Origin of the sequence: Acinetobacter sp. YH12218, assembly GCF_013417925.1 — a bacterium.
Lineage (GTDB): Bacteria > Pseudomonadota > Gammaproteobacteria > Pseudomonadales > Moraxellaceae > Acinetobacter > Acinetobacter amyesii.
In genome coordinates, this window is record NZ_VPDB01000002.1 from 72,913 (window position 1) to 94,704 (window position 21,792).

Genomic DNA, 21,792 nt, shown 5'->3' on the forward strand with positions numbered 1-21,792 from the left:
ATCAGTAAAATTTTTACTGACCTAGAAATGAAAAAAAGCCCGCCACCGAGAGGTGGCGGGACTTCTCGGTAACTTAATTAACCTTTAGTAAGGTCTTGTAAGCGGTATACATCCATTGGCAATTTGATTGCTAAAGCTTGGCATACTGCATCAGCACCGTTAAGGGTAGTTGTGTAATACACTTTACCTTGTAATGCAGAGCGACGGATCGAGAATGAATCTTCTTGAGCCTGTTTGCCTTCAGTTGTATTGATAATGAGGTGAACTTCGCCATTTTTCAAGCGGTCTACGATATTAGGACGGCCTTCAGTCACTTTGTTCACACGTTCACATTCAATACCAGCATCTTTAATCACATCATAAGTACCGCCAGTAGCGATGACTTTGAAGCCAAGATCTGTCAACTGTTTCGCAATACCAACAGCACGAGGCTTGTCAGAATGACGAACAGATAAGAATGCATGTTTTACTTCGCCTTCCGTTGGTAGGCCTGGTAAACGGTCATTAGAGCCTAACACAGCTTTATAGAACGCTTCACCAAATGTTTTACCTACACCCATCACTTCGCCTGTAGATTTCATCTCAGGGCCAAGAATTGGGTCAACACCAGGGAATTTATTGAATGGGAACACCGCTTCTTTTACAGAGAAGTGTTCAGGAATAATCTCTGTAGTGAATCCTTGAGATTCTAGAGATTGACCTGCCATACAACGTGCAGCAACTTTTGCTAAAGATTCGCCGATACACTTAGATACGAATGGAACAGTACGTGATGCACGTGGGTTCACTTCTAAGATGTATACGTCAGTACCTTTAACCGCAAACTGTACGTTCATCAAACCGATTACGCCAAGCTCTTTTGCCATAGCGATGGTTTGACGGCGCATTTCGTCCTGAACTTCTTTAGATAAAGAGTAAGGAGGAATAGAACATGCTGAGTCACCTGAGTGAATACCCGCTTGTTCGATGTGCTGCATGATACCGCCGATCACAACGTCTTTACCGTCAGATACGCAGTCCACGTCAACTTCAATCGCATCGTCTAGGAAGTGGTCAAGAAGTACTGGCGCTTCGTTAGATGCTTGAACCGCATCACGTAAGTAGCGTTTCAATTCGTCGTCGTTGTACACGATTTCCATCGCACGGCCACCAAGGACATACGAAGGACGTACTACAAGTGGGTAGCCAACTTTTGCTGCTTCAGCCATACCTTCTTCAGCAGATTTTACAATGCTGTTGTTTGGTTGACGAAGTTGCAGACGTTGAATCATTTGTTGGAAACGTTCACGGTCTTCTGCACGGTCAATTGCGTCTGGTGATGTACCGATGATTGGTGCACCAGCTTCTTCTAAAGCGCGAGCCAATTTAAGCGGAGTTTGACCGCCGTACTGAACGATAATGCCTTTAGGTTTCTCGATACGCACGATTTCAAGTACATCTTCCAAAGTGATTGGTTCGAAGTACAAACGATCTGATGTGTCGTAATCCGTAGAAACAGTTTCAGGGTTACAGTTCACCATGATGGTTTCATAGCCGTCATCACGCATTGCAAGGGCAGCGTGTACACAGCAGTAATCGAATTCGATACCTTGACCAATACGGTTTGGTCCGCCACCGATGACCATGATTTTGTCACGGTTCGATGGGTTTGCTTCACACTCTTCATCGTAAGTTGAGTACATGTAAGCTGTGTCAGATTCAAACTCTGCAGCACATGTATCTACACGTTTGTAAACTGGAGTTACACCCAAGTTCCAACGGTGTTTACGGAATTGTTTTTGTGAAATGCCCATCAAGTCCGCAATGCGAAGGTCAGATAAACCTTTGCGTTTGAACGAACGGATGTTGTCAGCGTTCAAATCACCAAAACCTAAAGTTTTGATTTGGTTTTCAGTTTTGATGATGTCTTCGATTTGAATCAAGAACCAACGGTCAATTTTGGTTGCTTCAAATACTTCATCAAGGGTGAAACCGTGACGGAATGCATCGCCTACATACCAAATACGCTCTGGACCTGGCACTTTCAATTCAACAAGAATTTTCTCACGTGCGCCTTCAGTGCCCACAGCGATTTTTTCGTCAAAACCACATGCGCCCACTTCAAGACCACGAAGTGCTTTAGACACAGACTCTTGGAAGTTACGGCCAATGGCCATGACTTCACCTACAGATTTCATCTGAGTCGTCAAAGTTGCGTCAGCTTGCGGGAATTTCTCGAAGTTGAAACGAGGAATCTTGGTTACAACATAGTCGATCGCAGGTTCGAAAGATGCAGGGGTTGTACCGCCAGTGATGTCGTTTTTCAACTCATCAAGGGTATAACCTACAGCCAATTTCGCCGCGATTTTCGCAATTGGGAAACCTGTTGCTTTAGACGCAAGTGCAGATGAACGAGAAACACGTGGGTTCATCTCGATCACAACCATACGGCCGTCTTTCGGGTTGATACCGAACTGAACGTTAGAGCCGCCAGTTTCAACACCAATTTCACGAAGTACAGCTAAAGATGCATTACGTAAAAGTTGGAATTCTTTGTCAGTCAATGTTTGTGCAGGAGCAACAGTGATTGAGTCACCTGTGTGCACGCCCATTGGGTCAAAGTTTTCAATGGTACATACAATGATACAGTTGTCGTTTTTGTCACGAACAACTTCCATTTCGTACTCTTTCCAACCAATTAATGATTCATCGATCAATAATTGTTTAGTTGGAGAAAGATCGAAACCGCGTTCACAGATTTCAATGAATTCTTCACGGTTGTATGCGATACCGCCGCCTGAACCACCCATAGTGAATGATGGACGGATAATGACAGGGAAGCCGAAACGCGCTTGAATTTCAAGTGCGTGTTCCATGCTTTCTGCAACGTCAGCGCGAGGGCATTCCAAACCGATTTTGCGCATTGCGATATCGAAAAGTTTACGGTCTTCCGCTTTTTCGATCGCTTCTTTGGTCGCGCCAATCAATTCAACATTGTATTTTTCTAGAATACCGTTGGCATCGAGTGCAAGTGCACAGTTCAATGCTGTTTGACCACCCATTGTAGGAAGAACTGCGTCTGGGCGTTCTTTCTCAATGATTGCAGCTACAGTTTGCCAAGTGATTGGCTCGATGTAAGTGGCATCTGCCATAGCAGGGTCAGTCATAATGGTTGCTGGGTTAGAGTTCACCAAAATAACACGGTAGCCTTCTTCACGAAGTGCTTTACATGCTTGAGCACCTGAGTAGTCAAACTCACATGCTTGACCGATGACAATCGGACCAGCACCAATAATTAAGATGCTTTTAATGTCTGTACGTTTAGCCATGATGCTTCCTTAATTACTTCTTAGATGCTTCGATAAGTTCGATGAAATGATCGAACAATGGTGCGCAGTCATGTGGACCAGGGCTTGCTTCGGGGTGACCTTGGAAACTGAACGCAGGTTTATCTGTACGGTGAATCCCTTGTAGGGTTTGGTCGAACAGTGATTTGTGCGTAGCTTTCAAGTTTGCAGGTAATGTTTCTGCATCTACTGCGAAGCCATGGTTTTGCGAAGTAATCATCACAATACCAGTTTCCATGTTTTGAACAGGGTGGTTGGCACCGTGGTGGCCGTGAGGCATTTTCACAGTTTTTGCACCTGAAGCAAGTGCAAGAATTTGGTGACCCAAGCAAATACCAAATACTGGTACATTGCGAGCATCTTCTACAATTGTTTTTACAGCTTCAATTGCGTAGTCACATGCAGCTGGATCGCCGGGGCCGTTCGATAAGAACACGCCATCTGGATTCAATGCAAGTACGTCAGCAGCAGGAGTTTGCGCAGGCACGACAGTCAATTTACAACCGCGGTCTGCGAGCATACGTAAGATGTTGGTTTTGACACCGTAATCGTATGCAACAACATGGAATTTAGCTTCAGGCTGAGAGAAACCTTTACCTAATGTCCAAGAACCTTCAGTCCATTCAAAGCCTTCAGGGTCACAGCATTCTTTTGCAAGGTCTAAACCATTTAAACCACCAAAAGCGCGTGCTTTAGCTAAAGCTTCTTCTTCTGTAATGTTTTCGCCAGCAAGGATACAACCATTTTGTGCACCTTTTGCTCGCAGAATACGCGTTAATTTACGTGTATCGATGTCTGCAATAGCAACAACATTGTGTTGTTCAAGGTAATCACCAAGTGATTGCTCAGCACGGAAGTTGCTATGCAATAAAGGTAGGTCACGAATGATCAATCCGTTAGCCCATACTTTATGAATTCGACCTGACTCAGCGTCTTCATCATTACAACCTGTGTTACCGATATGTGGGTAAGTTAGTGTCACAAGTTGTTGTGCATAACTAGGGTCAGTCAAAATTTCTTGATAGCCAGTCATTGCTGTATTAAAAACGACTTCACCAGTCGTACTACCCGATGCGCCAATAGAAGTACCTTTAAAGATAGTTCCGTCGGCAAGGGCTAAAATTGCTGGGGTGCTCAAACCAAAGCTCCTGAAATTTAGGCTGTAAAAAAGCGAGAAGACGAAAAAAAAGGAAGGCTGCTTAAAAACCTACCCTCCTTACATCTGCTCGCTTGAACTTAACACGGCATTATACGCAGAAAGCCACTGAAAGTCCATCGTAAATATCAGGAATAAAGCAGATAAAGCGCTTGCATTTTAGAATAAAGTTTGGTTTTGCAAAATCTTAGAAAAATGTAAGCAATTAATTATTGTCAGACAAATCATAAATTAAAATTTATCAAAAAGCGCTAATGTGGGTCGGTCAGCAAAAACTATAGGTACAAAGTCATGGCAACACAACAAAAACAAACAGCGGCTAAAACCTCCCTGAAAGAAGTCGTTATCGAAGGTGCTGAAAAGCTTGAACAAGTTGCAAAAGAGGCAAGTGTTCAAGCCACAGAAGCGGTCACTGAAAGCAAAGGAAAGATCGGAGCAGAGGCAAAGCAGTTGAATGCCAGTGTGCAAGATCAATTGCGTCAGTTGAAGCAAGATGTATTGAATAAACTTGATCAGTTAAAAGTTCAGTTTGGTTCATCGCAAAAAGATTTTAGCGAACTCAAAGAATTTGTGAAAACTGAGTTTAATACTGTTATTGATGATCTTTCAAAACTTGGAAAAGAGCTGAAAGAAGATGTGACCCAAATTTCAGGAAAGCACAAAGATCATCTAACAGAAACATTTAAGCGTTCTAAGGAACATACTTTAGAAGCGTGGAAAAAAGTTTCACCAGTGAAAGCTGATGTTACGGATCAAACCACAGATCTTAAAAGTTAATTGTGAATGACATGAATTTTAATACGCTTAAGCTAAGTCTAGTCATTCCAGGGAGCTGGATTGGGTGAGAGCGAATTAAACCTAAAGTTAACGCTATATATGCATAAGGGAGCCATTAATGGCTCCCTTATTGTGAATAGTACATTTAAGTACAAAGCACTTATTTAAAAATAAGCAGGCAATAAAAAAGCAAAAGATCGTACTTTTGCTTTTTATCGAAGATCAAAACATTAAAAAGTTTAGAACTGATGTAGCCAATCACGTTTGTTGTGAAAGTCAGCATTTGGACTACTATGCTGCATGGCATAGTACTGTTCACCTTGAGGAGTTTTCAGTACAGCAGTTAGACCGATATATAGATCTTCCCATTTAAGTTTGTACTTCAGCATAAATTCTGTCAGATCAAGACTGACATTTAAGCCATAGTGCGTCCGTTTCAACTGATTCAGTTCAATATCGTAAGCAGCTTGTGGCGGCATATCTTCTGGATAGCGATATTCTTCAAACTGGTAAGCTTGCCATGCTTGGGAAGGGGAGAGGTTGACTTCGCGGTAGTAGTCTTCGCCTTGAACCCCAATGAAAATTTCATAGCAGGTGTCTTCCCACAAAAAATCGATTCGTGGGTGAGCTGATACCAATTCTGGCCATTGAATCAGTTGGTTTGGGTCTCGAATCCAATAACCCACATTTAAAGTATATGGGCTTTGTTGTTCGATAGCACCAACGACTGATACAGCCTGAAAGCGACGATCAAAAGCGCTGAGTTCGAAACTTGCCATAAATGATTAGTTAGACAGGTGTGCGTAGCGAACAAGGTTAGACAGTTTTGCATTTTGTTTTGCCGCTTTGCGGTAAATCAAAGCAATCTTACCAATCGTTTGAACAACTTCAGAACCTGAAACAGTCGCAATTTCAGTAATCATTGCAGCACGTGCTTCGCGGTCTTCTGCCACAACTTTCACTTTAATTAACTCATGGTCGTTTAACGCACGGTTTAATTCTTCAACAACGCTTTCTGATAAGCCTTTGTCCGCAACCATTACAACTGGGTTTAGAGTGTGACCAATTTGACGTAAGCGTTTACGTTCTTGAATAGATAAAGCCGCCATAAATATAACCTAATTTTAAAAACGACCTAGTATAGCAAAATCAAAGTTGAAGCGCTGTATTTAATCGGCATTTTCTCGATGAAGATTATTGAAAAAAACATGATTTAAGATGCTTTTTAGATACACATGTCTACTGCAAAAGTGCTGAATTTCACGTACAATCAAGACTGAGAAGTTTTTTTTATTTAGAGAGTTATGGCTACCCGCATTACTAACCAGAAATTATCCAAAAGTAGTCGTGACTGGATGCGTGAGCATCTTGATGACCCCTTTGTGAAAAAAGCACAAAAGGAAGGATATCGTGCGCGTGCCGCTTATAAATTGCTTGAAATTCAAGAAAAATACAAATTGATCAAGCCAGGCATGACCGTTGTCGACTTAGGTGCTGCACCAGGTAGTTGGTCGCAAATTGCCGGTAAACTTGTTGGCGACAAAGGTTTGGTGATTGCTTCTGATATTTTACCAATGGATGCTTTACCCGATGTGACCTTCTTGCAAGGTGACTTTCGTGAACAAGAAGTGTTCGATGAATTGTTAAAAATTTTAGATGGACGTACTGTAGACGTTGTAATTTCAGATATGGCCCCCAATACATCAGGTAATAAGGCTGTAGATCAACCGCGTCAGATCTATCTTTGTGAATTAGCAATCGACTTTGCTCAAAAGGTTCTTGGACCAAATGGACAATTTGTTGTTAAAGTGTTCCAAGGTGTTGGATTTGATGAATACCGTAAGCAAGTTGTAGACACATTTGATGTGCTGAAAACAGCAAAACCGGCGGCTTCACGTGCTCGATCTAAAGAAGTGTTTTTAATCGGGCAGGGACGTAAGAAAGCTTTCAAGTAAAGTTTACTTGCCAACTCGTTAAAAATTGTGCATTTTGTACGTTTTTAAATTATTGCGAAGCTACTCTGCAGCGTAAGTATTAGAGTCACCCATGTAAATGGGATTGAACGAATTAGATAGAAATGGGAATAAAGCTTTGAGCGATCTTTTTAAGAATGCCGTGTTGTGGCTGGTTATCCTAGGCGTGCTGGTTTTAATCTTCAGCAACGTCAATGACCGCAATCAACCGACCGCGATGAACTATTCTGAGTTTGTGGCAGCCGTAAATGCGGGTCAGATTAAACAAGTCACCATTGATGGCGAAAGAATTCGTGGCGAAAAATCAAACGGTTCAGAGTTTGAAAGTATCCGTCCTGCGGTTCAAGATCCTGAACTTATGCCGAACCTGATCAAGAACAATGTTGTTGTTGAAGGTACAGCGCCACAGCGTCAAAGTATTTTGATGCAACTTCTGATTGCAAGTTTCCCTGTTCTTTTAATCATTCTGTTATTCATGTTCTTTATGCGCAACATGGGTGGTGGAGCTGGTGGTAAGAATGGCCCAATGAGTTTTGGTAAGTCAAAAGCAAAAATGCTGTCTGAAGACCAAATCAAAGTGACATTTACTGATGTTGCGGGCTGTGATGAAGCTAAACAAGAAGTTGTTGAAATCGTTGACTTCCTAAAAGATCCATCTAAGTTCAAACGACTTGGTGCAAGCATTCCAAAAGGCGTGCTTATGGTTGGTCCTCCGGGTACGGGTAAAACTTTACTTGCTAAAGCGATTGCGGGTGAAGCGAAAGTACCGTTCTTTAGTATTTCGGGTTCTGACTTTGTTGAAATGTTCGTAGGTGTGGGTGCGTCCCGTGTCCGTGACATGTTTGAACAAGCAAAGCGTCATGCGCCATGTATCATTTTCATCGATGAGATCGATGCCGTTGGTCGTCACCGTGGTTCAGGCACAGGTGGTGGTAATGATGAGCGTGAGCAAACATTAAACCAAATGTTGGTTGAAATGGATGGCTTTGAAGGCAACGAAGGTATTATCGTTATTGCTGCAACAAACCGTGCTGACGTATTGGATAAAGCTTTACTTCGTCCGGGTCGTTTTGACCGTCAAGTGATGGTATCTCTACCGGATATTAAAGGTCGTGAGCAAATCCTCAATGTACATTTGAAAAAATTACCTTCTGTGACTGGTGTAGATGTTAAAGTCTTGGCACGTGGTACACCGGGCTTCTCAGGCGCTCAGTTGGCTAACCTTGTAAACGAAGCGGCACTGTTTGCTGCACGTCGTAACAAGAACACGGTCGATATGCATGACTTTGAAGATGCAAAAGACAAGCTTTACATGGGTCCTGAACGTAAATCGATGGTGATTCGTGAAGAAGAACGTCGTGCGACGGCTTATCATGAGGCAGGTCATGCAATTGTTGCTGAAATATTGCCGGGTACAGACCCTGTGCATAAAGTGACAATTATGCCGCGTGGTTGGGCACTGGGTGTGACTTGGCAGTTGCCTGAACATGACCAAACCAGCCATTACAAAGACAAAATGTTGAATGAACTTTCAATTTTGTTTGGTGGTCGTATTGCAGAAGAAGTCTTCATTAACCAAATGTCGACTGGTGCTTCAAATGACTTTGAACGTGCAACGAAAATGGCACGAGCAATGGTTACTAAATACGGTATGTCCGATAAAATGGGCGTCATGGTTTACGAAGATGATTCACAGCAGTCATTCATGGGTGGTTTAGGAAGTCGTGTGATTTCCGAAGCAACGCAGCTTGAAGTTGACCGTGAAGTTCGCCGTATTTTAGATGAGCAATATAAAGTTGCTCGCGATATTCTTGAAAATAACAAAGATATTGCACATGCCATGGTGAAAGCATTGCTTGAATGGGAAACCATTGATCGTGATCAAATCCGTGACATTATGGAAGGTCGTGAACCTCAACCACCAAAAGTGTACATCGCTGAGAATCCAGTGATTGATGTCACACCAACGGATGGTCCAGATGTTCCACCACCATTACCGTCATTGCCAAAAGCATAAAATTTTAAAACCACCTTCGGGTGGTTTTTTTATATGAAAATAAATGCATGTGAACGAAATGCTGAGCAAACTTAGCGTTAAAATAAGCGCAGCAAAATCTGGGATGTGTAATATGAAGTTGGTGTCTTTGCCTAATAAAATTTTAAACTGTGGTAATTTGCAATTAGATTTGTCAGAGCCACATGTGATGGGGATTTTAAATGTCACACCGGACTCTTTTAGTGATGGTGGCAAACACAATGGTAAAGACCAAGCTATAGCACATGCCTTACAAATGATAGTGGATGGCGCGACAGTGATTGATGTCGGTGGTGAGTCAACACGTCCAGGCGCATCTGTTGTTGAGGTTGAAGAAGAAATTCGAAGAGTCGTACCCGTCGTTGAAGCCTTATCTAAACACAATGTGGTGATTTCTATCGATACCTCGCAACCTGAGGTGATTGAGGCAGCGGTTCAAGCAGGTGCGCATATCTGGAATGATGTACGTGCATTAACTCGGCCGAATGCCTTAGAAACCGCTGCAAAACTGGATATTCCAGTGATCATTATGCATATGCGTGGCGAACCTACCACGATGAATAATCTAGATCAGTATCAAGATGTCGTGGCTGACGTCATCGATGAATTAAAGCAACGTGTGCAAGATGCATTAGATGCAGGTGTGCGTGCAGAAAACATTATGATTGATCCGGGTTTTGGTTTTGCTAAAAATGCGCAGCAAAACTTAAAGCTTTTACAGCAATTCTATCAATTGAATGACATGGGCTATCCGATCCTGTCGGCATTATCTCGTAAGCGTTTTATCGGTGAAGCACTTGGCGGTGCAGATGCACAAAATCGCGCTGTAGGCTCGATTGCAGCGCATCTACTCAGCATTCAACAAGGTGCATGTATGGTTCGAGCACATGACGTCAAAGCGACGGTAGATGCGATACGTGTTTGGCAAGCCATGCAGAATGCAGACTGATTTGAAAATAGTGAATCCCAATAAATTTGGTGAATTGTAGTATTTGTGTTATATAAGCGCCCTGAATGTTTTGTGATAGAGTTTCGTATGTTTGCAGATTTACTGCTACCCATGTTTGATGATGAATATTACCCAGATGTGTTGGTTGCAGAGGTGAAGTTATTGGTTGTTCAATTTGCGAAGAAAATTGCAAAAGCAGATCTAAGTTCAACTGATATCTACCATTTTGCCAATGAAACGGTTGCACAGCTCAATAAGATGAAACCTCAATTTGAAGATTTAGATTCGTCTTTGGATGATACGGCTGCAGATTATATTGCAGAAGCCATGATGATGGTGCTGCAAGATGAAGGCCATATGGATATTGAAATGGAAGAGTTGGTTGCTAACAGAGAATGGTAATTGAACTTTAAGAAAAGCCCTGTAGTGACAGGGCTTTTTTGTGTCTAGGGATTTAAACAATTCATTGGGCTTTGTCTATAAAATCTTTAAAGGATGATTTGATCGATGCTGATAGTTTCTGTTCTTCTTGCATGGCTTGTAAGTGTAGGGCGTAGAAATACGATTGATGTTCTTTTTGTTTTAAAGATTGTTGATAAGACCAAAATGCCAGTTGGCGAAGCTTTTGTAGTTTTACTCTTTCAATGGCGCTGCTTTCAGGTTTATAAAATAATTCAGTAAATACACATAAAAACAGACTGAAAAAAAAGTCCACAGAGACTGATGAGGTTTAATACATCTGTTTGTAGATACTTAAAGTTTATAGTAAGGAGAAGTGTGAATCCCCCAAGGAGATACAGCTGTATTTGCAGACGTTGAACTGCAAACTTACTGCTAAAACGTGCTTGATAATGTGCATACCAGACATAGCAATAGATTAAAGGAAGAATAATCAATACACCAAGATTGAACGCCATTTTTGGGGCGTGAATTGAAAGTGCCGTTGAAAGTATATGCCCAAGTGCTGCGCTGCCAAGTGAGATAAAAAGTATCAGGCAAAAGCTAAAGATTAAAATAGGTGCAGTGGGCGTTAGATTGATGATTTTAAAATGCGCAAACAGCAACCGTTGATAAAAAGCATCGGGATGCTTAAGTTGTAGTGCAGGGAGATCAAAATCTGAAGGTATTGGCATTGAATAATAATAAGTTTTTAAATTTTAGGCATAAAAAAACCAGCAAATTGCTGGATCTTTTATTGCACCAATCTTAGAAGTATAAGAATGGTGCCCGAGGCCAGACTCGAACTGGCACGCTTTGTGGGCGGGGGATTTTAAATCCCCTGTGTCTACCGATTTCACCACTCGGGCATGTGCGCAATAATAGAGGACGAAATGGAGCTTGGCAAGTGTATTTGATGGTGTTTGTTTTAAAATCAATCAATTCATGCATATAAGTTGAAAATATTCAAAACTAGTGATGTATTGAAGGACTTTTTGAGCTGTGATTGAAAGATTATTGCACTTCATTAACGCCGACTTATTTCATTAACTCATCAAGATAATGTTCAACATTTTGGTGCTTTAGCTTTTTACACAGCTGATTTTCCTGATGTAGCATTTGTATGTGCAAATTTTGGAACTGGGTAAAGCGCTCAGATAACCGCTTGTAGTTTGCTTGATTCGGATTACTGAGCGTTAAACGAAATTTGGCTTTAAGCATTTGTTTATACGACCAATAAGCAATACGACGTGTTTCATGCAGAAAATAGTATTCTTGGGTGTTACTTCCACCTTTGAATAGATTTTCTTTATAAAAACGCACAAAGCCGAAACTCATGGCAAAAAAGAACAATACAGATTGAACGAAGGTGCTTTGTAAAAAGGCGATATTGAGTAACTGTAATAAAATTACAATCGTAAGTCTGAACGGCGTATTCTTCAAACTTTGATACAGTGACATTGAACTGTGCTTGATTTGCTTGATGACTAAGGGCACAACCAGCATGAAAAACAGCATAATACTCAGTACAGCAACACCATGAGCGCGAAACTCACTCATATCTGGAAAATATAGTTGCACTGCATGACCAATACTCATGCTCAAAGAAATAAAAATCATCGCCGCCAAAACCCAAGGAATGAGTTCTTTGAGTTCGTCTAAAATGCCTTGAGTTTTCAGTTGGCTATAAAATAAATAATTATGTTTAAAGGCTGCTGGATATTGCTGTTTCAGTTGTTGAAGGTAAAGTGCAGCCTGTTTCTTTTGAGCCATATTGTGACGTTAGTATTAAAGCGTGAAAGTAATATAGTTGATTTCGATATTTTTGACATAATTTTTTTCTAAATCATGTTGTATATCTGAACATTATAAGAGAAAACGCAATTTCTATAGCGAAGGTCGCAGTTTTCACGCTGCTTTTATGCGAAAATACATACTTATTGAATATTAAGTTTTTATAGGCAGTTTATGACTGATCACTCTCCTGAAACATTAAGCGATATCGAAATTCTAGACATTCTTCAGTCGATGAAATCAGATGTTTTAAATACTGAAGCAAATGAAGTGATTCGTAGTGGGGGGAAAGCTGGTCGTCAAGAGGCTCATAAACAAGCTTTGGTGAAATTAAATCAAGCATTTGAAGATAAATTTGTTGAAGCTGTGACTTTGGCTTTAGGCTTAAATGAAGGCCAAAGTAAAAAAATCCGCTACAAAAAAGATCGTATCCGTATTTTGAAAGTTCGTGGTATCGATTATTTAGCGATTGATGGTGCTGAAACTGCACAAGTATTGTCACAAGTTGCACAAGCGATTGTACGTGAAGACGCAACGGTGACTCATGACCTGCATAACATTTTCCCATTTTGGAAAGAAGGCTGGCCAATGGTGCAATTCGACAATGTTTATAAAATTTTAGAAGATGACATTCGCATACATTATGAAGCAGTTCTAGAAGCATTAATTTCAAAGCATTAATCACTACAAATGAACCTGTGAGTGTAAAACACTGGCTAGTTCAGTATTGTTAAGCATAAAAAAGCACCTGATGGTGCTTTTTTTATCTTTAAATTTTTAAGTTAAGCTCGAATAAAACGGAAACATTCCAAAGATCAGACCTGCTGCTAACATGACAAAACAGGTGATTACAGCCTAGATAATGGTAAATTTCTGATGTTGTCCAAACTCGATACCTGCAAGTCCACAGAGTAAATAGGTCGAAGGAACAAGCGGAGAGAGTAGGTGTACAGGTTGCCCTACGATGGAGGCACGTGCCATTTCTACAGGTGCAATTCCATAATGAGCGGCAGCATCGGAAAGAATTGGTAAAACCCCAAAATAGAAAGCATCATTCGACATAAAGAAAGTCATCGGCATACTGATCACAGCAGTAATCGGTGCTAAATAGGGACCCATACTTTCAGGGATGATCGCCACAAGTTCTTTAGACATGGCTTCTACCATGCCTGTTCCAGCTAAAATACCGGTAAAAATACCTGCAGCAAAAAATAATACCGACCACATTTAAAGCACTACCTGCATGATGTGCGATTAATTTTTTCTGCAAGTCGACATTTTTGTAGTTGACGACTAGCGCAATACACAAAGCCACCATGAATAAAATAGGCATAGGTAAAATACTAAAAACCAGACAAATCATCAGAACGACGGTTAACAGTGCATTGAACCAACGTAGATCTGCGCGGTTGGCTTCTGGATTATCTGAAATTTGAATGTTTTCACCATGGCTGATATCCAATTGGACAATTCCCAGACGCTTTCTTTCCATTCGGCCATACATGGTTCCCAAAAAGTACAACCAGCCGATGGCAAATAGCATCGGTAAAACCATCGGAACAAAAACATCACTTGGGTCGACATGAAGTGCGCTGGCGGCGCGGGCTGTAGGCCCACCCCATGGCGTAAGGTTCATAATGCCGCTAGAGAGCATAATCAAACATGCCATAATCAATGGGCTCATACCTAAGCGCTTATAGAGTGGCAGCATGGCAGCAACACAGATCATATAGGTTGTGGAACCATCTCCATCCAAAGAGACAATTAACGTCAGGGTAATGGTTCCAAGAACGACTTTTAAGGGATCACCTTTGACCATTTTTAAAATAAATTTCACCGAAGGGTCGAACAAACCTGTATCAATCATGATGGCAAAATACAGAATCGCAAAAAGCAGCATGATGCCAGTCGGTGCAAGTTTTTTTACACCTTCAATCATCATGTCGCCAATTTCATTTATTTGTATGTGTGACAAGCTGTCAAAATAAAAACCAAGTAACCACGCAATCAAGGCAAAAAGTAGGGGAATTAAAGTCAGAGCAACAAGTGGGCTTAAGCGTTTCGACATGATCAAATACATAAAGCACAAGATCATGCCCAAACCGAGTACGGTTAACATGGTTCATTCCTTTGAAATATAAAGCTGTTTTTAAATCCAAGGGCAGAGCATAAAGAGAAATTTCATCAGTCAAAACAAAGGTGAAAAAATGTGAAATACATCACTATTTTGATGAAAAATAGTCATTAATAATGAAGGTATTAAGGAGGGGTAGTTTTTCGATTTATTTTAATTTTTATTCAAAAAAAGTGGTCTGTTTACATATATTCAACATCTGTAGAGAACTGTAAGTGCGTGTAGATCCAGTTTGATCACAATAAGTGCGCTTAAGCAAAAATAGACAGTAGCGTCCGAATCGGCCAACTAAAAAATCGGAACCAAAAAATTAAGGGATTATAAAAGAACAGACCAAAACGCATGGTTTCGTCATATTGTTGTCTGCCACGTTCATAAGGATAAGGCGTTAAAAACCAAGCAGTGACGATCAGTGCAACACCGAGCAATAGAAATAAAGGTTGTGGATGAGCTTTGAAAAAATAATAGATCAGATAAGCCCCAGTATAAAAACTAAAGCAAGTCAAAATCGCTTTAAGTGAAAAAGACATCTTCGTATTCCATCGTATTTATATTTTATTGTTTTAGAAAAAAGAAGAATCGAATTAATCCGATTCTTCTGGTGTATCAAGTTCAGTTTCAGTCTGTTGTAAGCGGGTCACTAATAATTGGTCAATTTTAAAGTGATCTACATCCACAACTTCAAATTTGTAGCCATGATAAGTAACAAAGTCAGCTGGACGTGGAATTTTACGCAGTTTAAACATCATAAAGCCCGCAAGGGTTTCATAGTTTTCTTCATCGGGCATTTCATCTAAAGCGAGGGCATGCTTTAAATCTTCAATTGGTGTACTGCCATCGATAAGCCAAGAATCTGCATCACGTTTAATAATTTGTTGTTCTGCTTCAATCGGTGTTACCCAGTCGCCCATCACGGTAATCATAATGTCGGAGAGGGTAATAACGCCGACAACCAACGCGTATTCGTTAATTACTACGGCAAATTTTTCTTTGGTTGAACGAAAGCGATCGAGTAATTCAGACAGTGTTAATGTATCTGGAATCGTGAGGACATTACGAATAGTATTTTCATTGAGCTGTAGAAGTGACTGATTGTTGAGGATACGAACCAAAATATCTTTGGCATCCACATAGCCAATCACGTCATCAATATTTTCACTACAGACCAAAAACTTCGAATATGGAAATTCAGCGAGTTTTTGACGAATACTGGCTTCTGATTCTTTTAGGGTAAAGTACACCACGTTTTCACGTGTAGTCATACTTGAAGGGACGTTACGTTCTTCCAGCTCAAATACGTTTTCAATAAAGTGGTGTTCTTGCTTTTGTAGTACACCAGCTTGAGCACCGGCATCCATCACGGCTGAAATATCGTCAAAGGTAATATTGTCATCACGTGTTGTATTCACTTTAAATAAACGAAACAACAAATTGGCAATGGCATTAATCACCCACGCCATTGGCTTACATACTTTAATAAAGATTTGAATCGGGTCAACAACAGCAACGGCAATTTTTTCAGGTGCGATCATCGCCAAACGTTTTGGCATCAGATCAGCAAATAGAATGAATAAGGATGTGACTAAAGTAAACGACAGGGTGAAACCGATAGTTTCAGTCCACGGGCCCTGATAAAAACGAGTGACTAAGCTAATGAAATAAGGACGAAAAGCACCTTCACCCAAAATACCGCCAAGAATTGCCACGGCATTTAGGCCAATTTGTGATGCAGCGAAAAAGTCTGCTGAGTTGGCTTGTAAGTCAAGCACACGTTGTGCACGTGAATCTCCAGATTCAGCCAAAATTTTAAGTTTTACTTTTCGTGCACCCGCAAGGGCAATTTCTGTTAATGAAAGAAAACCTGCACCGACGATCAGGAGAATAATAATGACAATATTTTGGAAAAGGCTCACGAATACACCTGTTTGTGATTCATTCTATTTTTCTGTATTTCTAACACAAAAATGGGCAAGGTAGTAGTCTTAACTACTACCTATATAGTGACAGTATACGTTTGAATTAATAAGGAATTAAAGAATTAATTACTGATACTGTGAAAACTGAGAGTTATTCATTAAGTATTCGCGGTTTTCTTCTTCAATCATTTGACGTGCAACATACAAAATAAGTTGACGCAACCAGCGATGAGCAGGGTGATGATGAAGTAAAGGACACCACGCCATTTTTAATTCAAATTCAGGAATATAGAATGGTGGATCGCGAAGTAACAGGTTTTGACTTTTGGCTTGAAGGCGAGCAATACGGCTTGGCAGAGTCGCAACCAAGTCAACATTCGAGGCCAATAAGCCCGGCATTTGATAATGACGGGTGAAAACTGAAATTTTACGTTTTTGGCCAATACGTTCTAAGGCTTGATCAATCCAACCTAGACCCGCTTGTTTTTCAGGATTGACACCAAAACCGACACCCATACCTGTTTTAGATACCCAAATGTGTTGTGCATCTAGATAGCTTTTCAGGTTTAAATTATTTGCAGCAGGATGCTTGGCATTTAAAAGGCATGAAAAACTGTCACGCCAGACCAAAACTTGGTGGAAACTTTGCGGAATTTCATTAAAGCGGTTAATCGCCAAGTCGACTTTACCTTGTTCCATATCTCGATAAGACACATCACTTGGTGTTAAAAAGTCCAGAACCACATTGGGTGCTTCGGAGCGCAAAGCTTTTACTAGGCGCGGTACCAGTGTTGCTTCAGCATAATCTGAAGTCATGATGCGGAAGACACGATTTGAAGTGTAAGGTCGGAACTCGGTACGGGGTTCCAAAATCATCGAAAGGTCAGAAAGTGCATCACGGATACGTGGCTGTAATTCAAGTGCACGTTCTGTAGGTGTCATACCTTCTGAAGAACGAATAAGAAGTGGATCATTAAATAAGTTGCGTAAACGACGTAAAATATTACTCATCGCAGGCTGAGTTACACCCAGTTGCTCGGCAGCACGAGTCACGTTTTTTTCACGAAGAAGTACATCAAGATAAATTAATAGATTGAGATCGACCCGCTCCAGATTCATAAAATAAATACCGACAATAAAATCATGAAATTTATCTGATTATGCCATAACTACTAAGGCTTGTGTAAAAAATGGATGAAAAAATGACGTGTACTTTTGTACTAAAATTCGGCAGTTTTAAGACAAATTTGCTGAAGTGCCAGCACATATTTCTTAAATACTTATTATCTGTTTAGACCGATATTTTTAAGTGAGTGAAATAAAAATACGGAGCAATTTTGTTTATGCGATGTGATGTTCATAAAACAAAAAAATTAGATGAAATATCTCATTTACATGATCATTTGAAGACAGAATAACCAAGTATTTAGCTTGGTGAATTTGGGCAAAAATGGCGTAAAAAATGCTGTTTTTTTTAAAAGTGAATGCTCAGTCGACTTAAGTCTAATGAAGAATAATTCATCAAAATGTTTGAAAAATAGACAAAAAAATTAGCAAAATATTTTAATAAAAGTATTTAAATACAAATACTTATAAATGTTGGTTAATTATTATAATACGACTTTAATCTACATATTTTTTAAATAAATACTGAAAATTAATGCAGAATATTGGATTAATTTTTTTAGTCAATCTACTCTGTGTCTATCGCAACGAAGTGTTCTAAATCTGAACAATCATTCGAGGGTATGATTTTAGCCTTACGTTGCAGAAAAATCCTAATATTATTACAGGAACATATCATGTCTACATACTTAACAGCGATTGATGCAATCCGTGAATTAAAAGCAAAATTCGGAAGCACTTGGCGCGATATTAGCCCAGAAGATGCTGCACGTATGCAAATGCAAAACCGTTTCAAAACTGGTTTAGACATTGCGAAATATACAGCTGCAATTATGCGTCGTGATATGGCTGCTTATGATGCTGATTCTAGCAAATACACTCAATCATTAGGTTGCTGGCACGGTTTTATCGCACAACAAAAAATGATTGCGAACAAAAAATACTTCGGTACAACTGAACGTCGTTATATCTACCTTTCTGGTTGGATGGTTGCAGCTCTTCGTTCAGAATTCGGTCCACTTCCTGACCAATCTATGCACGAAAAAACTTCAGTTCCTGCATTGATCGAAGAAATCTACACATTCTTACGTCAAGCTGACGCGAAAGAACTGAACGATCTTTTCCGTGCGCTTAAAAAAGCAAACGAAGCTGGTGATACTGCTAAAGCTGCTGAAATCACTGCTCAAATCGACGGTTTCCAAACTCACGTTGTGCCAATTATTGCTGACATCGACGCTGGTTTCGGTAACGAAGAAGCGACTTACTTACTAGCTAAGAAAATGATCGAAGCGGGTGCTTGTGCACTTCAAATCGAAAACCAAGTATCTGACGCTAAACAATGTGGTCACCAAGCTGGTAAAGTTACAGTTCCACACGAAGACTTCATCGCGAAAATCCACGCTCTTCGCTATGCATTCTTAGAAATGGGTCTTGATGACGGTATCATCGTTGCTCGTACTGACTCTGAAGGCGCTGACTTGACTCAAAAAATCCCAGTGGTTAAAGAGCCAGGCGACATCGCTTCTCAATACATCAGCTACTTAGACACAACTGAAATTGACATTTCAGAAGCTCAAGAAGACGAAATCCTAATCAAGCGTAACGGTAAACTTCACCGTCCAAAACGTCTTGCTTCTGGCTTGTACCAGTTCCGTCCAGACACGCAAATTGACCGCGTTGTACTTGACTGTGTATCTAGCCTTCAAAATGGTGCTGACCTTCTTTGGATCGAAACTGCGACTCCAAACGTTGAAGAAATCGCTCACATGGTTAACCGTGTTAAAGAAACAGTTCCAAATGCGAAACTTGTTTATAACAACTCGCCTTCATTCAACTGGACTTTAAACTTCCGTCAACAAGCTTACGACCGTTGGGTTGCTGAAGGTAAAGACGTTTCTGCTTACGACCGTGCTAAACTAATGAGCGCTGAATACGATAACTCTGAATTAGCTGCTGAAGCTGACGAAAAAGTTCGTACGTTCCAAGCTGATGCTTCTCGTGAAGCGGGCGTGTTCCATCACTTGATCACACTTCCGACTTACCATACAGCTGCTCTTTCTACTCACGAGCTTGCTCAAGGTTACTTCGGCGACCAAGGTATGCTTGCTTATGTAGCTGGCGTTCAACGTAAAGAAATCCGCGGTACGATTTCTTGTGTTAAACACCAAGCAATGGCTGGTTCTGACATCGGTGACGACCACAAAGAAATCTTCGCTGGTGACAACGCGCTTAAAGCGGGTGACGATGCGAAAAACACAATGAACCAATTCGCTGCTCACTAAGCATTGAACTGATTCGAAAAAAAGCCCAGCGAAAGCTGGGTTTTTTTATGGCTTTAAAATCTTCTTAAATCCATTTATTAAAGTGTGTCGATATAAAAAAGCAGGGCATAACCCTGCAAATAGAGTGAGACAGCCTTTATTTAAGGCAAAAGGATAATTAACCAAGTAAAAAAAATAATTGCTAAAGCGACAAATTGAGCTGCACTTCCCATATCTTTGGCAATTTTAGAAAGTGGATGCTTGTCTAAAGATACCCGGTCGACAACGGCTTCAATGGCAGAATTGAATAACTCAACAATCAAGGCAAATAAACACACCACCACCATAAGCGCATGTTCAGCACGACTGACATCGAGAAAACAACTGGTGGGAATAAGCACCATATTCATCCAGACAATTTGTCGAAATGCTGCTTCATTTTGATAAGCAGCTTTGAATCCATCGAGGGAATATTGCGTTGCATTTAAAATTCGTTTAAGTCCAGATTTACCTTTAAACGGGGAAATTTCACTCATAGTACTGTACAGACGTATTGATTTAAAAACTGGCGAAAATATAGCATGCCAAGCTTAAAGTTTTCTTGCATTCAGTTTTTATTTTATTGGGCCTAAAAATTTAAGGGGATTTACATAAGCCTGTATCAAGTTAGTGCTATGTTTATTCATTATTAGACTTAAAATCTGCCTGAATTTCAGGCACAATACAGACGTTTAAATTTTTTAATTTTGAAGCCTTTGCTTCATTGCATGAAATAATAAAAGTGATATAGGTCAACAATGAAATACTTTAGTTTTGCTGTGCTTGCAGCAACACTTTTAACCAGCCAGGTTGTCAGTGCAGAGCCGGCAGTTATTCAAACGGAAATCAAAACGAATGTGACTCAGCCCATGGGATTTTATCCTTTCCAAGTGGGTGCGTATAAAGTCATTGCTTTAAAAGATGGGACACTCGAATTAAGTCCTGATTTATTTAAACAAAATTTAACTCCAGAAGAAGTTAGTGCTTTATTCCAAAAGCTTGCAGTTGATCAGAGCAAAGGCATACAAACCAGTGTCAATGCCTATCTGATTGATGATGGACAAGGCGGTATCAGTCTTGTTGATAGTGGTGCAGCCAGTTGTTTTGGACCGAACTTAGGTTCTATTGCACAAAATATTGAGGCGGCCGGCTATAAGCTTAATCGTGTACGCAGTGTTTTCTTAACTCATTTACATCCTGATCATGCATGTGGCATTGCGAAACAAGGTAAGGCTGTGTTTCCAAATGCAACGGTCTACGTCAATGAACAAGAAAGTCAGTATTGGTTAAGTGAAAGCACCGTCAACACTTTAGCTACCGAAAAACGTGAAGGTTATTTAGCGACCGTTGTGAAAATTAAAGCTGCGATTGCGCCATATCAAACCATGCGGAGTTTTAAGACCTTTAGCGTTGGTTCGGTGATTAATGGTTTAGAGGTTTTACCGAGTGTTGGACATACACCGGGGCATTATTCTTTTATCTTAAAATCACAAGCTAAAAGTTTTGCTATCCTCGGCGATGTGGTTCATTCCTATCATTTACAGTTTGAACAACCAAAGTTATCTGTCGATTTTGATGTCGATCCGGTCAAAGCCAGTGAAACTCGTTTAGCAATTTTTAAACGTTTTGCTCAAGAGCAAACCTTCGTTGCATTTGCACATTTACCATTTCCGGGTATTGGTAAAATTAGTGAAATGAATGATGGTCAGTTCCGTTGGAACCCGCTAAATTTAGCTCCGACAGCTCCGACAGCTCCGACAGCTCCGACAGCTCCGACAGCTCCGACAGCTCCGACAGCTCCGACAGCTCCGACAGCTCCGACAGCTCCGACAGCTCCGACAGCTCCGACAGCTCCGACAGCTCCGACAG

At 40.6% G+C, this 21,792-nt stretch carries 17 protein-coding genes, 1 tRNA gene and 3 pseudogenes; 10 read left to right on the forward strand and 11 right to left on the reverse strand.

The genetic code is table 11. The features are described from left to right. Window positions 1–77: 77 nt before the first annotated feature. Both carB and carA read right to left on the reverse strand, forming a co-directional pair. Window positions 78–3,308, reverse strand: coding sequence for a carbamoyl-phosphate synthase large subunit (carB, locus tag FTV03_RS01275; RefSeq protein WP_168378094.1), 3,231 nt, complete (start codon window positions 3,306–3,308; stop codon window positions 78–80). Between the two features lie 13 nt (window positions 3,309–3,321). Next, on the reverse strand, window positions 3,322–4,464 hold the full coding sequence (carA, locus tag FTV03_RS01280; RefSeq protein WP_168378093.1) for a glutamine-hydrolyzing carbamoyl-phosphate synthase small subunit: 1,143 nt from the start codon (window positions 4,462–4,464) through the stop codon (window positions 3,322–3,324). A gap of 309 nt (window positions 4,465–4,773) precedes the next feature. On the opposite strand from carA, the gene FTV03_RS01285 reads away from it, so the two are divergent. Then, window positions 4,774–5,259, forward strand: coding sequence for a hypothetical protein (locus FTV03_RS01285; protein ID WP_180039572.1), 486 nt, complete (start codon window positions 4,774–4,776; stop codon window positions 5,257–5,259). A 239-nt stretch (window positions 5,260–5,498) separates the two neighbouring features. On the opposite strand, the gene FTV03_RS01290 is transcribed toward FTV03_RS01285, so the two are convergent. Continuing rightward, entirely contained in the window at window positions 5,499–6,038 is a 540-nt protein-coding gene (locus FTV03_RS01290) for a DOMON-like domain-containing protein (RefSeq protein WP_180039574.1), read from the reverse strand. 6 nt (window positions 6,039–6,044) lie between these two features. Further along, complete coding sequence (locus FTV03_RS01295; protein WP_078191340.1) at window positions 6,045–6,368, reverse strand: YhbY family RNA-binding protein; 324 nt, start codon at window positions 6,366–6,368, stop codon at window positions 6,045–6,047. A gap of 195 nt (window positions 6,369–6,563) precedes the next feature. Here FTV03_RS01295 and rlmE point away from each other — a divergent pair, with 195 nt between their 5' ends. The 5 genes from rlmE (at window position 6,564) to FTV03_RS01320 (ending at window position 10,897) form a co-directional block, all read left to right on the forward strand. Next, window positions 6,564–7,214, forward strand: coding sequence for a 23S rRNA (uridine(2552)-2'-O)-methyltransferase RlmE (rlmE, locus tag FTV03_RS01300; RefSeq protein WP_078192159.1), 651 nt, complete (start codon window positions 6,564–6,566; stop codon window positions 7,212–7,214). Window positions 7,215–7,350: 136 nt separating this feature from the next. After that, on the forward strand, window positions 7,351–9,249 hold the full coding sequence (gene ftsH / locus FTV03_RS01305) for an ATP-dependent zinc metalloprotease FtsH (protein ID WP_218948055.1): 1,899 nt from the start codon (window positions 7,351–7,353) through the stop codon (window positions 9,247–9,249). Between the two features lie 112 nt (window positions 9,250–9,361). Next, window positions 9,362–10,216, forward strand: coding sequence for a dihydropteroate synthase (gene folP / locus FTV03_RS01310; RefSeq protein WP_218950594.1), 855 nt, complete (start codon window positions 9,362–9,364; stop codon window positions 10,214–10,216). Between the two features lie 87 nt (window positions 10,217–10,303). Then, window positions 10,304–10,618: a DUF5713 family protein gene (locus FTV03_RS01315; protein ID WP_078191338.1), complete on the forward strand. Its 315-nt coding sequence runs from the start codon at window positions 10,304–10,306 to the stop codon at window positions 10,616–10,618. 105 nt (window positions 10,619–10,723) lie between these two features. Next, entirely contained in the window at window positions 10,724–10,897 is a 174-nt protein-coding gene (locus FTV03_RS01320; RefSeq protein ID WP_180039577.1) for a hypothetical protein, read from the forward strand. 540 nt (window positions 10,898–11,437) lie between these two features. On the opposite strand, the gene FTV03_RS01325 is transcribed toward FTV03_RS01320, so the two are convergent. Further along, a tRNA-Leu gene (locus tag FTV03_RS01325) sits at window positions 11,438–11,523 on the reverse strand. Window positions 11,524–11,692: 169 nt separating this feature from the next. After that, the gene (locus FTV03_RS01330) at window positions 11,693–12,427 is read right to left on the reverse strand and encodes a hypothetical protein (RefSeq protein ID WP_180039579.1); all 735 of its coding nucleotides are present in this window, start codon (window positions 12,425–12,427) and stop codon (window positions 11,693–11,695) included. A gap of 195 nt (window positions 12,428–12,622) precedes the next feature. Between FTV03_RS01330 and FTV03_RS01335 the strand changes: the two genes are divergently transcribed. Then, window positions 12,623–13,129, forward strand: coding sequence for a hypothetical protein (locus tag FTV03_RS01335; RefSeq protein WP_078191335.1), 507 nt, complete (start codon window positions 12,623–12,625; stop codon window positions 13,127–13,129). Window positions 13,130–13,225: 96 nt separating this feature from the next. Here the strand turns inward: FTV03_RS01335 and FTV03_RS01340 are convergent. From FTV03_RS01340 to FTV03_RS01355, 4 genes and pseudogenes are all read right to left on the reverse strand, one after another. After that, a pseudogene (locus FTV03_RS01340) lies at window positions 13,226–14,567 on the reverse strand (CitMHS family transporter). Window positions 14,568–14,833: 266 nt separating this feature from the next. Further along, the gene (locus FTV03_RS01345; RefSeq protein WP_078191333.1) at window positions 14,834–15,112 is read right to left on the reverse strand and encodes a hypothetical protein; all 279 of its coding nucleotides are present in this window, start codon (window positions 15,110–15,112) and stop codon (window positions 14,834–14,836) included. A 54-nt stretch (window positions 15,113–15,166) separates the two neighbouring features. Next, entirely contained in the window at window positions 15,167–16,495 is a 1,329-nt protein-coding gene (locus FTV03_RS01350; protein WP_180023248.1) for a hemolysin family protein, read from the reverse strand. Between the two features lie 129 nt (window positions 16,496–16,624). Further along, a complete protein-coding gene (locus FTV03_RS01355; RefSeq protein ID WP_078191331.1) occupies window positions 16,625–17,617 on the reverse strand; it encodes a LysR family transcriptional regulator in 993 nt (330 codons plus the stop codon). Between the two features lie 683 nt (window positions 17,618–18,300). Here FTV03_RS01355 and FTV03_RS01360 point away from each other — a divergent pair. Then, the gene (locus tag FTV03_RS01360; protein ID WP_168378085.1) at window positions 18,301–19,905 is read left to right on the forward strand and encodes an isocitrate lyase; all 1,605 of its coding nucleotides are present in this window, start codon (window positions 18,301–18,303) and stop codon (window positions 19,903–19,905) included. 140 nt (window positions 19,906–20,045) lie between these two features. Here the strand turns inward: FTV03_RS01360 and FTV03_RS01365 are convergent, their stop codons facing one another. Continuing rightward, window positions 20,046–20,420 carry a diacylglycerol kinase gene (locus FTV03_RS01365; RefSeq protein WP_078191329.1) on the reverse strand — a complete coding sequence of 125 codons (375 nt, stop codon included), beginning with the start codon at window positions 20,418–20,420 and terminating at the stop codon, window positions 20,046–20,048. 372 nt (window positions 20,421–20,792) lie between these two features. Here FTV03_RS01365 and FTV03_RS01370 point away from each other — a divergent pair. Both FTV03_RS01370 and FTV03_RS17855 read left to right on the forward strand, forming a co-directional pair. Continuing rightward, window positions 20,793–21,524, forward strand: a pseudogene (locus tag FTV03_RS01370) (MBL fold metallo-hydrolase); the annotation flags it as partial. A gap of 132 nt (window positions 21,525–21,656) precedes the next feature. Beyond that, window positions 21,657–21,792, forward strand: a pseudogene (locus tag FTV03_RS17855) (hypothetical protein); the annotation flags it as partial.

Coding starts and splice junctions, on each gene's coding strand:
- carB (WP_168378094.1), bottom strand. CDS start 3,308: ATGGCTAAACGTACAGACATTAAAAGCATCTTAATTATTGGTGCTGGT.
- FTV03_RS01285 (WP_180039572.1), top strand. CDS start 4,774: ATGGCAACACAACAAAAACAAACAGCGGCTAAAACCTCCCTGAAAGAA.
- FTV03_RS01290 (WP_180039574.1), bottom strand. CDS start 6,038: ATGGCAAGTTTCGAACTCAGCGCTTTTGATCGTCGCTTTCAGGCTGTA.
- FTV03_RS01295 (WP_078191340.1), bottom strand. CDS start 6,368: ATGGCGGCTTTATCTATTCAAGAACGTAAACGCTTACGTCAAATTGGT.
- rlmE (WP_078192159.1), top strand. CDS start 6,564: ATGGCTACCCGCATTACTAACCAGAAATTATCCAAAAGTAGTCGTGAC.
- folP (WP_218950594.1), top strand. CDS start 9,362: ATGAAGTTGGTGTCTTTGCCTAATAAAATTTTAAACTGTGGTAATTTG.
- FTV03_RS01315 (WP_078191338.1), top strand. CDS start 10,304: ATGTTTGCAGATTTACTGCTACCCATGTTTGATGATGAATATTACCCA.
- FTV03_RS01320 (WP_180039577.1), top strand. CDS start 10,724: ATGCTGATAGTTTCTGTTCTTCTTGCATGGCTTGTAAGTGTAGGGCGT.
- FTV03_RS01330 (WP_180039579.1), bottom strand. CDS start 12,427: ATGGCTCAAAAGAAACAGGCTGCACTTTACCTTCAACAACTGAAACAG.
- FTV03_RS01335 (WP_078191335.1), top strand. CDS start 12,623: ATGACTGATCACTCTCCTGAAACATTAAGCGATATCGAAATTCTAGAC.
- FTV03_RS01345 (WP_078191333.1), bottom strand. CDS start 15,112: ATGTCTTTTTCACTTAAAGCGATTTTGACTTGCTTTAGTTTTTATACT.
- FTV03_RS01355 (WP_078191331.1), bottom strand. CDS start 17,617: ATGAATCTGGAGCGGGTCGATCTCAATCTATTAATTTATCTTGATGTA.
- FTV03_RS01360 (WP_168378085.1), top strand. CDS start 18,301: ATGTCTACATACTTAACAGCGATTGATGCAATCCGTGAATTAAAAGCA.
- FTV03_RS01365 (WP_078191329.1), bottom strand. CDS start 20,420: ATGAGTGAAATTTCCCCGTTTAAAGGTAAATCTGGACTTAAACGAATT.